Source organism: Micromonospora sp. NPDC007208 (assembly GCF_042869175.1).
In the GTDB taxonomy this organism is placed as follows: domain Bacteria; phylum Actinomycetota; class Actinomycetes; order Mycobacteriales; family Micromonosporaceae; genus Micromonospora; species Micromonospora foliorum.
On record NZ_JBIAFG010000005.1, the window covers coordinates 208,901 to 221,028 of the forward strand.

The window sequence follows — 12,128 nt, forward strand, 5'->3', positions numbered from 1 at the left end:
GGCATGATCCGGCTCGGCCAGGTCAGGCGCTGAGCAGGCCGGACGAGAGTGCTATCAGCGTGCCGAGCACGGCCGAGCAACAGCAGACCAGGAGGCCGGCGACCACCGCGAGGATCAGCCAGACCCGCCGATCCCGCGCCACCGCCGCCACGCTCGGTCGGCGGACGTCCTCGGCGGCCCCGCCGTCACCATCCGTAGCCCCGGTCACCCCGGAAGTCTAGGCCGCGACATCCGCCGCGACCCGGAAAGGCCAGGCCGCACATACGCGACCCGACCATGAACGCGCCCGGTGATGGTCTCCCCGAGCCGTCGAGGGGACTACTCCCACCCTCGAGCGCGATCATGACGACGACGGGTCAGGCGCGGCCGATGCGGTCCAGGATCCAGGCGTTGATGAACGCCTCCTCGCGCCACGAGTCGTAGCGGCCGCTCGGGCCACCGTGCCCGGCGCCCATCTCGGTCTTCAGCAGGTAGTCGCCGCCCGGTGCGACCGCCCGCAGCCGGGCGATCCACTTCGCCGGCTCGGAGTAGAGCACCCGGGTGTCGTTGAGGCTGGTCACCGCGAGGATCGCGGGGTAGTCCACGGCGGCCACGTTCTCGTACGGCGTGTAGGACTTCATGTACGCGTACACCTCGGGGTCTTCGAGGGGGTTGCCCCACTCCTCCCACTCGGTGACGGTCAGCGGCAACGACGGGTCGAGGATCGAGGTGAGCGCGTCCACGAACGGCACCTGCGCCACGATCCCGGTGAACGCGTCCGGCGCGAGGTTGGCCACCGCGCCCATCAACAGGCCACCGGCCGAGGCGCCCCGGGCGACCAGGCGGTCGCTGGTCGTCCAGCCGGCCTTGACGAGATGCCGTGCGCACGCCACGAAGTCGGTGAAGGTGTTCTTCTTGGCCAGCAGCTTGCCCTGGTCGTACCACCGTCGGCCCAGCTCACCGCCGCCCCGGATGTGCGCCACCGCGAAGACCACGCCCCGGTCCAACAGGGACAGCCGGGCCACCGAGAACCACGGGTCCATGCTGGCCTCGTACGAGCCGTAGCCGTACAGCTCGCAGGGGGCCGAGCCGTCCCGGGGGGTGCCGACACGGCAGACCAGCGAGATCGGCACCCGGGTGCCATCGTCGGCGAGCGCCCAGTCGCGGTGCTGCTCGTACTCGGCCGGGTCGTACGGTCGCCCGTCCGGCCCGGGCAGCACCGGCTTCTGCTTGAGCAGCACCATCTGCCGGGTGACCAGGTCGTAGTCGTACACCGAGTCGGGGGTGATCAGCGAAGAGTAGCGCAGCCGGACCTGGCCGGTGCGGTACTCCGGGTTGGCGTCCAACCCGACGCTGTACAGCGGCTCGGGGAAGTCGATGTCGTACCCGTCGTCACTGCCCACCGGCAGCACCCGCAGCCCGGTGAGCCCGTCGGTGCGCAGCGACACCACCAGGTGGTTGGCGAAGGCGTCGACGGCCTCCAGCCGGGTGCCGGGGGTGTGCTCGATCAGCGGCACCCAGTCGCCCGGTACGTCCGCCGAGGTGAACGCCAGCGCGAAGTCCTCCGCGCCGTCGTTGTGCAGGATCAGGAAACGGTGGCCGTGGTGCTCCACCGTGTACTCGACGCCCTGTCGGCGGGGAGCGATCACGGCCGGCGCGCCGGTCGGGTTGCCGGCGGGGATCACCAGCACCTCGCTGGTGACCTTGCTGTGGATGTCGATGAGGATGAACTTCTCCGACCGGGTCAGCTCCACCCCCACCCAGAACCGCTCGTCGTCCTCCTGGTGGACCACCACGTCGTCGGCGGCGGCGGAGCCGATCGTGTGCCGCCAGACCCGGTTCGGCCGCCAGGCGTCGTCCACGGTCACGTAGAACAGCACCGAGGCGTCGGTCGACCAGGCGGTGCCGTAGAACGTGTCCGGCACCTCGTCCGGCAGCAGCTCGCCGGTGGTCAGGTCCTTCACGCGCAGGGTGAACCGCTCGTCGCCGGAGAAGTCGGTGGAGTAGGCCAGCCAGCGACCGTCCGGACTGACGTCGAACGCGCCGAGCGAGAAGAAGTCGTGCCCCTCGGCCAGCAGGTTGCCGTCGAGCAGCACCTCCTCGCCGTCGAGTGGGGCGCCGTCCGCGCTGACCGGCGGGTCGGTCTCGCCGTCGCGGACCGCCCGGCGGCACTGCACTCCGTACTGTTGCCCCTCGACCGTGCGGGTGTAGTACCAGTGCCCGCCCTTGCGGGTCGGCACGGACAGGTCGGTCTCCTGAGTCCGTCGGCGAGTCTCCTCGAACAGGTCGGCGCGCAGGTCGGCCAGGTGTGCCGTACGCGCGTCGGTGTACTCGTTCTCCGCGGTCAGGTAGGCGATCGTCTCCGGGTCGTCCTTGGCGGCGAGCCAGGCGTACTCGTCGACGACGGTGTCGCCGTGGTGGGTGCGCTCGCTGGGCACCCGCTTCGCCGCGGGCGGGGCAGTCTCGGTGGTCACGGCGGCCACGTTACCGGCCGGCAGCCGCAGCGCGCCGGACCAGCGGCATCCCGATACTCACCACCACGACTTTCGAACACATGTACGATGGCCGGCATGGCGGCAGCAGCGAGTTCCCTCGGCCGGTCCGGAGCCCTCGAGATCACCCGGCGGTTGGCGGCGATCTGCGGTCCACCCTTCTCCCGGTTGGCCGGGCCCGCCGACGAGGTGGCGGGGCGACCGGCGCGTTGGGTGGCCGTTCCGGGCGGCCCGCACGCCGCCGCCGAGGTGCTGCGGCTGGCCGCCAAGCACGACCTGACGGTGGTGCCCCGGGGCGCGGGCACGAAGATCGACTGGGGTGCCACTCCGGTTCAGGTCGACATCCTGCTCGACACCGGCCGGCTGGCCGGCATCGGTCACGAGCCGGCCGACTCGCTGGTGACCGACGTGGGGGCCGGCACTCCACTTCGGGCGGTGCAGGCCACCCTGGAGCGCACCGGGCAGCGGCTCGCGATGGACGCCCCGTCACCCGGCGCGACCCTGGGTGGCGTCCTCGCCGCCGGCGAGGCCGGTCCGCTGCGCCACCGCCACGGCAGCCCCTGCGACCAGTTGCTCGGTGTGCGCTACCTCGCCGCCGACGGCGAGCTGATCAGCGTCGGCGGCGGCGCGCCCGGGCTCGACCTGGCCCGCCTGCTCTGCGGCTCCCAGGGCGCGCTCGGTGTGCTGGTCTCGGCGAGCCTGCGGGTGCAGCCGGTGCCGGCGAGCAGGCTCTGGGTGTCCCGCCCGGTGTGGACGCCCTTGGAGGTGCACGATCTGGTCCGGACGATCCTCGCCGCCCGGCTGGAGCCGTCGGCCATCGAGCTGGACCTGCCCGGCGGCACCCCCCGCCCCCGTACGCCGTACCCGCCCGGTCATCCGTCGGCCACCGCACGGGAGCGCCATCCGTCGATGTCCGGCCGGGCCGGTGCCCCGTCCCGGGCCGGCAGCCTGGTGGTGCTGTTGGAGGGCGGCCCCGCCGACGTCACCGAGCGGGCCGAGCGGCTGGTAGGCCTGCTGCACGGGGAGGCGACGATCGCCCACTCCGCGCCGACGTGGTGGCGCCGCTACCCGTTCGCGCCCGGTGACACGGCCCTGCGCCTGGAAGTGCCGATCGGCGACCTGCACGCCGCCGTCTACGCGCTCCGCGACGCGGCCGGCGCGCCGGTGCCGGTGCGCGGGTCCGCCGGGCTGGGCGTGGTGCACGCGGCGCTGCCCGGGGCGCTGGAAGCCGACCGGGTGGCGTCCATCCTGGCCGCCGTCCGAGGTGTGCTGCTGGCCCGGCAGGGCCGCTGCGTGGTGGTGTCGGCTCCGGCGGCGGTCCGCCAGGCGGTCGACCTCTGGGGTGAGCTGGCCGGCCTGGCCCAGTTGCGGGCCGCGAAGCGGCAGCTGGATCCGGAGCACCGGCTCGCGCCCGGCCGGCTCCCCGGCGGCCTGTGAGGCCGCCCGGCCGTCTGCCCGGTGGCCGGTGCAGCCCGGCCGTCTGAGCCCGTATGCCGGTGCGGCCCGGCCGAAGTCAGTCCAGCCACCACCGGTGCATGTCCAGCAACGGCGGGGTGAATCGGGCCACCAGCACCAGGAGGCCGCCTACCGCGCCGGCCAGCAGCAGCGACCGGGTCGCCCGGGGCAGGGTCTCGCGCTCCCGGGCGGCCAGCGCCACGGCGACGATCGCCAACGGCAGCCCGAGCACCGCACCCACCACGTAGAGCATCCCGACCACGGCGTAGAGCCAGAGGAACGGGTTCAGCCCGTCCATCCCGAACGGGATCACGTCCTTCGGGTCGTACGCGCCGGTCAGCATCTCGCCCGGGCCGACGCCAGCGGTCGCCATCCGACCGACGTAGAGCAGTAGCACGGCGAGGAACGCGCCGATGGTCGCGAGCTGCGCGACGATCAGGGCCCGGACCGCCGGCCGGGAGTACGACGTGACCTGCGCGGCACTCGTCATGGCCGTCAATCTACCGAGCGGACCCCGAAAACCGGGGCCCGCGCGGCGGTCAGGTCGCGTCGTTGCGGAGCACCAGGACGGCGATGTCGTCCCGGGGTGGCTCGACCGAGAAGTTGATCGCCGCGGCGCGCAGCCGTGCGGCCACCACGTCGGCCGAGTATCCGGCCAGGGGCGCGGCGGCGTCCCGCAGCCGGTCGGTGCCGAACAGCTCCCGACCACGCCGCCGCTCGGTGACGCCGTCGGTGTAGAAGATCAGCGAGTCGCCCGGTGCGAGGGTGATCTGCGCCGTCGGCGAGGTGATCGTGTCGAGCAGGCCGAGCGCGGTGCCGCCGGTGCCGACGAACTCGGCGCCGCCCGCCCCGGCCAGCAGCACCGGCCGGTCGTGCCCGGCGAGGTGCAGCGACACGTCCAACTGGTCGCCCTTGCCCGGCCCGACCGCCGCCAGCGCCAGCGTGCAGTAACGGCCGCCACCCCGCTCGACGAGTGTCTCGTTGAGCCGCGCCAGCGCCTCCGGCAACGGTTTGCCGTCGCCGACCAGCACCCGGATCACGTCCCGGACCAGCCCGGTCACCGCGGCGGCCTGGACACCCTTGCCGGAGACGTCGCCGATGACCACGAGCCAGCGCCCGTCGGGCAGCGGCACCACGTCGTAGAAGTCGCCCCCCACCTCGGCGTCGTCGCCGGTCGGGACGTACTCGGCGGCGAAACCGATCCCGTCCACCAGCGGCAGGACCGGCGGCAGCAGCGACTGTTGGAGGGTCTGCGCCACGCGGCGGCGCTCGGCGTGGATCCGGGCGTTCTCGATGGCCAGCGCGGCCCGCCGGGCCACGTCCTCCAACACGGCCACCTCGTCCGGGTCATGCCGGTGTCGCTGGTGCCGCCCCACGGCGAGGGTCCCGAGCCGCTGTCCGCGGGCGATCAGCGGGACCGCGAAACCCTCCATCGGCCCGCCCAGGGGGATCTGCGCCGCGCTGCGGGACGCCTCGCGGAGGCGGGCCTGGATCGAGTCCGGTCCGGTCTCCGCCAGCACCTTGTGCAGTTGCGGAAGCATCGACTCGTCGGCGTGGCTGGCCGCGGCCAACCGGAGCCGGCCCCACTCGTCGGTGGTGTGCACGGCGCACCACTGACCGAGTCGCGGCACCACCAACTGCGGCACCAGCGCCATGGTCAGGTCGACGTCCAACGACTGGGCCAGCAGCTCGCTCGCCTCGGCCAGGAACGTCAGCCACACCTGCCGGCGGACGTCGGCCCGGCGCAGCCGGTCGTTCTCCAGGTGCAGTGACAGCCGCTCGGCGGTGAGCACCGCCAACGGTTGGGCGTACGCCGACGGGGCGGCGTCCAACTCCAACTCCCCGGCGTACGGGCGGTGCACCGTCAGCGGCACCCGGAGCAGGTCGCTGCCGGGGCGGGGCGGCCGGCCGAAGCGGGCCAGCACCTGGCGGCCCTGCCCGTCGCCCCGGTCCAGGCGGATCGTGCCGCCGGCGGCGCCCACCATCTCGGCGACCCGGCTGAGCAGGCTGGTGGCGAAGTCGGGCAACGGGTCGTCCCCGTACAGGTCGGGGGCGGTCTGCATGAGTTCGCTCATCGCGCTGGCGCTCGGTGCGGACCCGTCGGCGCTCGTCTGCGGGCCGGCGTTGGCCGGTGTCGACTCGCCGACGGTGCCCCCGGCGGGCGGGTCGGCGCCGGGGCGGTCGAGCCGGAACCAGACGCCCTTTCCGGTGGGCAGGTACGTGGTGCCCCAGCGGCTGGCGAAGTGGTCGACAAGCAGCAGGCCCCGGCCCCGTACGGAGACCTCGTTGATCTCGGTGGAGTCGTTGCGGTCGCCGACGGTCAGCTCGTCGCCGGAACCGGGGGCGAAGTCGGAGACGGTGACGGTCAGCCCGATCTCGTCCGCGACGACCTCGATGTCCAGCTCGGTACCGGCGTGCTCGACGGCGTTGGTGGTCAGCTCGGTGGTGAGCAGCAGCGCCTCGTTGGCCAGCTCGTCCAGGTGTGACTCGGTCAACACCGAGCGAACCACGGCGCGGGCGGCGGCCGGCGTGCGGCGGTCGGCGGGCAGCCGGACACGCCGGACGGCCCCGTCCCGGGCCCCGGTCGTCGCGGCCCCCGCCTCGGCTGACACCCCCGTATCCTCCACCGTCCCCCTGCCGGGTGCCAAGCCGATCACGGATCGCAAGCTGTCGCGTCGGTCAGCGGCGCACGGGTTGACGCGTCGAAACGACCCGTGCGGGAGCCGGGCGAGGTTTGCGACGCGCCGTGCCGGGTCGGCGCCGATCGGGCGGGTCGACTGGCGATCGATGCCGCCTGGCGGGTCGCGCACCCTGGCACTGCGGCGCGCGCGGGCACAATATGGGGTGCCGGTGTGTCCGCACGGACCGGCGCCCCCCGAGTTGAGCGAGGAATGATGACCACGGCGAAGCAGTCGGTGGCGGATCCGTCCGCGTCCGACCACGAGGCGCTCCTCGGTGAGTTGGCCGAGGCCCTGCGACGGATCGGTCGCGGCGACCTGAAGGTCCGGCTTCCGCGCCGCGCCGGCGCGGCCGGTGAGGTGGCGGACGCCTTCAACGAGGTGGTCTCGCTCCAGGAGCGGCAGTACCTCGACCTGCGGCGGATCAGCCGGATCGTCGGCCGCGACGGCCGGCTCACCGAGCGGCTCGACGACGAGGGGCTGGACGGCTCCTGGGCGGAGGGGCAGCGGGCGATCAACTCGCTGATCGACGACCTGGGCCGACCGACCACCGAGATCGCCCGGGTGATCGTGGCGGTCGCCGACGGTGACCTGTCCCAGCACATGGCGTTGGAGATCGACGGTCGGCCGCTGCGTGGTGAGTACCTGCGCATCGGGCGGACGGTGAACACGATGGTGGACCAGCTTTCGTCGTTCTCCAACGAGGTGACCCGGGTGGCCCGTGAGGTGGGCACCGAGGGCAAGTTGGGCGGCCAGGCCGACGTGCGGGGCGTCGCCGGCACCTGGAAGGACCTCACCGACTCGGTGAACACCATGGCGTCGAACCTGACCGGCCAGGTGCGGTCGATCTCGCAGGTGGCGACGGCGGTGGCCAAGGGCGACCTGTCGCAGAAGATCACCGTCGGCGCGCGGGGTGAGGTGGCCGAGCTGGCCGCCACGATGAACTACCTCACCGACACGCTGCGGCTCTTCGCCGAGCAGGTGACCCGGGTGGCCCGCGAGGTGGGCACCGAGGGCAAGTTGGGCGGCCAGGCCGAGGTGCCGAACGTGGCCGGCACCTGGAAGGACCTGACCGACAGCGTCAACTCGATGGCGTCGAACCTGACCGCCCAGGTCCGTAACATCGCGCAGGTCTCCACGGCGGTGGCGCGCGGCGACCTGTCGCAGAAGATCACGGTGGCGGCGCAGGGCGAGATCCTGGAGTTGAAGGACACCGTCAACACGATGGTGGACCAGTTGTCGTCGTTCGCCGACGAGGTGACCCGGGTGGCCCGTGAGGTGGGCATCGAGGGCAAGTTGGGCGGCCAGGCCCAGGTGCGCGGCGTCTCCGGCACCTGGCGGGACCTCACCGAGAACGTCAACCAGCTGGCCGGCAACCTGACCAGCCAGGTCCGCAACATCTCCCAGGTCTCCACCGCCGTGGCGAAGGGCGACCTGTCGCAGAAGATCACGGTCGACGCCCAGGGCGAGATCCTGGAGCTGAAGAACACCGTCAACACCATGGTCGACCAGCTGTCGTCGTTCGCCGACGAGGTGACCCGGGTGGCCCGTGAGGTGGGCACCGAGGGCAACCTGGGCGGTCAGGCGCAGGTGAAGGGGGTTTCCGGCACCTGGCGGGACCTGACCGACAACGTGAACTCGATGGCGTCGAACCTGACCAGTCAGGTCCGCAACATCGCCTCGGTGACCACGGCCGTGGCGAAGGGTGACCTGTCGCAGAAGATCACGGTGGACGCGCGGGGCGAGATCCTGGAGTTGAAGTCGACTGTCAACACGATGGTGGACCAGTTGTCGTCGTTCGCCGACGAGGTGACCCGGGTCGCGCGTGAGGTGGGCACCGAGGGCAAGTTGGGCGGCCAGGCGCAGGTACGCGGGGTCGCGGGCACCTGGCGGGACCTGACCGACAACGTGAACTCGATGGCTTCCAACCTGACCGCCCAGGTGCGCAACATCGCCCAGGTCTCCACCGCAGTGGCGAAGGGTGACCTGTCGCAGAAGATCACCGTGGACGCTCGGGGCGAGATCCTGGAGCTGAAGTCGACTGTCAACACCATGGTGGACCAGCTGTCGTCGTTCGCCGACGAGGTGACCCGGGTGGCCCGCGAGGTGGGCACCGAGGGCAAGCTCGGTGGTCAGGCCCAGGTGAAGGGCGTTTCGGGCACCTGGCGGGACCTGACCGACAACGTGAACTCGATGGCCTCGAACCTGACCAGCCAGGTCCGCAACATCGCCTCGGTGACCACCGCCGTGGCGAAGGGTGACCTGTCGCAGAAGATCACCGTGGACGCCCAGGGCGAGATCCTGGAGCTGAAGTCGACTGTCAACACGATGGTCGACCAGCTGTCGTCGTTCGCCGACGAGGTGACCCGGGTGGCCCGCGAGGTAGGTATCGAGGGCAAGCTCGGTGGTCAGGCGCAGGTGAAGGGGGTCTCCGGCACCTGGCGCGACCTCACCGAGAACGTCAACCAGCTCGCCTCGACGCTGACCACGCAGTTGCGGGCCATCGCCCAGGTGTCCACCTCGGTGACCCGCGGCGACCTGACCCAGCGGATCGCGGTCAAGGCGCAGGGCGAGGTCGCCGAGCTGAAGGACAACATCAACCAGATGATCGTCACCCTTCGGGAGACGACCAAGAAGAACGCCGAACAGGGCTGGCTGGACTCCAACCTCGCCCGGATCGGTGGCCTGTTGCAGGGCCAGCGTGACCTCGGCGAGGTCTGCCGCATGATCATGACGGAGGTGACTCCGCTTGTCGACGCCCAGCTCGGCGCCTTCTTCCTGGCCGACGACGCCGACGGCAGCATGCGGCTGCGGCTGACCTCCTCGTACGGGTACGTGGCGCGGGGGCACGACGTCACCTTCGGGCCGGGTGAGGGGCTGGTCGGGCAGACCGCGCTCTCCCGTCGCACGATCCGGGTCAGCGCCTCCCCGAACAGCCGGCTCACCCTGCGGTCCGGTCTGGCCGAGACACCCCCGTCCGACCTGGTGGTGCTCCCCGTCCTGTTCGAGGGTGAGCTGCTCGGGGTGATCGAGTTCGCCAGCGTGTCGGCCTTCTCCGAGCTGCACCTGTCGTTCCTGGAGCGGCTGGTGCTCACCATCGGCATCGCGGTCAACACCATCCAGGCCAACCGGCGTACGGAGGAGCTGCTGGCCCAGTCGCAGCGGCTGGCGCACGAGATGCAGGAGCAGTCGGCCGAGTTGCAGCGCACCAACGCCGAGCTGGAGGAGAAGGCCACTCTGCTGTCCGAGCAGAAGGGCAACATCGAGACGAAGAACCGGGAGATCGAGCTGGCGCGGCTGGGCCTGGAGGAGAAGGCGCAGCAGCTGACCCGGGCGTCCGCGTACAAGTCGGAGTTCCTGGCCAACATGAGCCACGAGCTGCGGACGCCGCTGAACTCGTTGCTGCTGCTGGCCCGACTGTTGGCCGAGAACTCGGAGCAGAACCTCAGCCCGAAGCAGATCGAGTTCGCCCGGACCATCCACGGGTCCGGCTCCGATCTGCTGCGTCTGATCGACGACATCCTCGACCTGTCGAAGATCGAGGCGGGTCGGATGGACGTGGAGCCGACCGAGATCCGCTTCACCGAGCTGCGCGGCTACGTCGAGCAGGCGTTCGCGCCGCAGGCCGAGGAGAAGAACCTGGACTTCCAGGTACGGGTGAGCAAGGATCTGCCGCCGGCGTTGGTGACCGACGCGCAGCGGTTGCAGCAGATCCTGCGCAACCTGCTCTCCAACGCGGTGAAGTTCACCGACAACGGTGCCGTGACGCTGCGGATCGCCCCGGCCGCGGAGAACGCGGTCTTCGACGTGCCGGCGCTGACGAACGCTCAGCAGGTGATCGCGTTCACCGTGATCGACACCGGGATCGGCATCTCCGACGACAAGCTGTCGATCATCTTCGAGGCGTTCCAGCAGGCCGACGGCACGACCAGTCGCCGGTACGGCGGCACCGGCCTGGGCCTGTCGATCAGCCGCGATCTGGCCCGACTGATCGGTGGCACTATCACCGTCTCGTCCGCGCCCGGTCAGGGCTCGACGTTCACCCTGTTCGTGCCGCAGGTGCTGGCCCCGGACGCCGTGGTCGCGCCGCAGGCGCCGTCGCCGCAGCGCGCCGGACTGCCGTCGTCGCTGCTGATGCCGCCGCTGGAACTGCTGCCGGAACGGCCGGAGGCACCGGCCACCCGCCAACTGGACGGCGCCACCGTGCTGATCGTGGACGACGACGTCCGCAATGTCTTCGCCTTGACCAGCGCGTTGGAGCTGCACGGGATGACCGTGCTGTACTCGGACAACGGGGCGGACGGTGTCCGCCTGCTGGCCGAGCATCCGGAGGTGGACATCGTGCTGATGGACGCGATGATGCCCGACCAGGACGGTTACGAGACCACCCGCCAGATTCGCCGCAACCACCGGTTCGCCGACCTTCCGGTGGTCTTCCTGACCGCGAAGGCGATGCCGGGCGACCGTGAGTCGGCGCTCGCTGCCGGGGGCAGCGACTACATCACCAAGCCGGTCGACCTGGACGACTTGATCGAGTTGATGTCGTCCTGGATCAACGGCAGCCGGACCGAGGAGACTTCGTGACCCAGATGGCCAAGGCGCTGCTCGTGGACGACCGGCGGCAGAATCTGACGGCCCTGGAGGCGATCCTCCAGGGCCTGCCGGTCCAGTCCGTGGCGGTGGAGAGCGGCGAGGCCGCGCTCAAGCAGCTGCTGGTGGACGACTTCGCGGTGATCCTGTTGGACGCGCAGATGCCGGACATGGACGGCTTCGAGACGGCGAGCCACATCAAGCGCCGCGAACGGACCCGGCACGTGCCGATCATCTTCCTCACCGCCGCGGACCGGGACGCCCAGCTCGCCCTGCGGGGCTACCAGGTGGGTGCGGTGGACTACCTCACCAAGCCGTTCGACCCGTGGGTGCTCCGGGCCAAGGTGTCGGTCTTCGTCGAGCTGTGGGTGAAGACCCGGCAGCTGGCTGCCCAGTCGGACCTGGTCCGGGAGCGCGACACGCAGTGGCGGCGGCTCACCGAGGCGGTCGACGAGGCGACCGCCCAGCTCCGCTCGGACGATCCGGAGGTCCGCGACCGGGCGGTACGGATGCTCGAACAGGCCCGGTGGGGAAACACCGCCTGACGCGGCGGGGCGGCTCAGCCGGTGGGCTGGTCGTTGCGGATCATCAGGGCGCTGCGCAGGCCGGTGATGTCCAGTACGCGGATCAGGAAGTCGCCCACGTGGGTCAGCATCAGCAGGCTCTGCGCGTGGCTGGCCTTGCGGCTGAGCACGACAAGGGTGCCTAGACCCTGCGAGTCGCAGAAGGTGACGCCACCGAGGTCGAGCACGATCCGTGGGGGTGGGTCGGCCAGTACCTCGTTGACGACGGTGGAGAGCTGCGCCGCCGTGAGCATGTCGATCTCACCGGCCAGGCGCAAGACTGCTTCGTCGCCCGTCCGGTGTAGCGTGATGGACAGTTCGGCACGATCCACTGGGTCAGCCTAGCGCGATCCGACCGACCTGGCCTGTCG

At 71.3% G+C, this 12,128-nt stretch carries 8 protein-coding genes; 3 read left to right on the top strand and 5 right to left on the bottom strand.

Annotated features, from left to right (window positions below; all coding sequences use genetic code 11):
- Positions 1-22: 22 nt before the first annotated feature.
- Complete coding sequence (locus ACFYL6_RS12815; RefSeq protein ID WP_387170709.1) at positions 23-208, bottom strand: hypothetical protein; 186 nt, start codon at positions 206-208, stop codon at positions 23-25.
- Positions 209-356: 148 nt separating this feature from the next.
- Positions 357-2,453, bottom strand: a complete 2,097-nt coding sequence (locus ACFYL6_RS12820; RefSeq protein ID WP_387170711.1) for a S9 family peptidase — start codon at positions 2,451-2,453, stop codon at positions 357-359.
- Between the two features lie 96 nt (positions 2,454-2,549).
- On the opposite strand from ACFYL6_RS12820, the gene ACFYL6_RS12825 reads away from it, so the two are divergent.
- Positions 2,550-3,908: an FAD-binding oxidoreductase gene (locus ACFYL6_RS12825; RefSeq protein ID WP_387170713.1), complete on the top strand. Its 1,359-nt coding sequence runs from the start codon at positions 2,550-2,552 to the stop codon at positions 3,906-3,908.
- A 76-nt stretch (positions 3,909-3,984) separates the two neighbouring features.
- Here ACFYL6_RS12825 and ACFYL6_RS12830 read toward each other — a convergent pair whose 3' ends face one another.
- Together ACFYL6_RS12830 and ACFYL6_RS12835 are read right to left on the bottom strand one after the other, a co-directional pair.
- Positions 3,985-4,416, bottom strand: coding sequence for a hypothetical protein (locus tag ACFYL6_RS12830; protein WP_387170715.1), 432 nt, complete (start codon positions 4,414-4,416; stop codon positions 3,985-3,987).
- 49 nt (positions 4,417-4,465) lie between these two features.
- The gene (locus ACFYL6_RS12835; RefSeq protein ID WP_387170717.1) at positions 4,466-6,538 is read right to left on the bottom strand and encodes a SpoIIE family protein phosphatase; all 2,073 of its coding nucleotides are present in this window, start codon (positions 6,536-6,538) and stop codon (positions 4,466-4,468) included.
- Positions 6,539-6,820: 282 nt separating this feature from the next.
- Between ACFYL6_RS12835 and ACFYL6_RS12840 the strand changes: the two genes are divergently transcribed.
- The gene (locus ACFYL6_RS12840) at positions 6,821-11,188 is read left to right on the top strand and encodes a HAMP domain-containing protein (protein ID WP_387170719.1); all 4,368 of its coding nucleotides are present in this window, start codon (positions 6,821-6,823) and stop codon (positions 11,186-11,188) included.
- Complete coding sequence (locus ACFYL6_RS12845) at positions 11,185-11,739, top strand: two-component system response regulator (RefSeq protein ID WP_387170721.1); 555 nt, start codon at positions 11,185-11,187, stop codon at positions 11,737-11,739. Before ACFYL6_RS12840 ends, ACFYL6_RS12845 begins: the two co-directional genes overlap by 4 nt.
- Before the next feature lie 14 nt (positions 11,740-11,753).
- Here the strand turns inward: ACFYL6_RS12845 and ACFYL6_RS12850 are convergent, their stop codons facing one another.
- Positions 11,754-12,089 (bottom strand): STAS domain-containing protein, encoded by a 336-nt coding sequence (locus ACFYL6_RS12850; RefSeq protein WP_007454492.1) that lies wholly within the window; start codon positions 12,087-12,089, stop codon positions 11,754-11,756.
- Positions 12,090-12,128: the final 39 nt, after the last annotated feature.